This is a genomic window from Arcicella sp. LKC2W (genome assembly GCF_034931005.1).
In the GTDB taxonomy this organism is placed as follows: domain Bacteria; phylum Bacteroidota; class Bacteroidia; order Cytophagales; family Spirosomataceae; genus Arcicella.
In genome coordinates this window covers 1-530 of sequence record NZ_JAYGIN010000079.1, presented here as the reverse complement: position 1 = coordinate 530, position 530 = coordinate 1, and the positions used below count along the sequence as shown (strand labels likewise).

The following is a 530-nucleotide window of genomic DNA, read 5'->3' as shown; positions in this document are numbered from 1 at the left end:
AAAATTCTATACGAACTTCATGTTTGGGTCGGTGATATTTCTTGTCTGAATTATGGCTCTCTCCACGTTTATATCGGTAAAATGCTGTTCTACTGACATCAAATAACGAACATAAAAATTCAACCGAATAGTCCTTTGAGAATGATATTATCAACTCGTAAATGTCTCTTAACTGGACGTGCTGAAGAGAACCAAGGCTTTTTTTAGTATATCCCTTTCAGACTGTAACCGAGTGTTCTCTTTTTTGAGTTGCTCGTTCTCTGAAATGAGCTTTAAACTGTATGTCGTTTGCTCCTCTGAGGTCTTAGTTTTTGTCTTCATCTGGGATTTGTTTTTCCAAGTATAAAGAACATTTCGACCAATCCCAAAAGTCTTTGATATTTCATCAACATTTTTACCCGAATTTAACATCCTGAGTATCTCTTCTTTGAAATCAGGCTCATAATGTGCGTGGGATTTCTTGGCTTTTTTTACGTCCATTTTCTGCATTTTTTATGCAAAAAAGTGTGCCGTTTTTTTGAACCACCTCA

General features: G+C 35.8%; 1 protein-coding gene. It reads right to left on the bottom strand.

Annotated elements, in window-relative coordinates:
- Positions 1-168 precede the first annotated feature (168 nt).
- Positions 169-480, bottom strand: coding sequence for a transposase (locus VB796_RS23840; protein ID WP_416233539.1), 312 nt, complete (start codon positions 478-480; stop codon positions 169-171).
- Between the last annotated feature and the right edge of the window lie 50 nt (positions 481-530).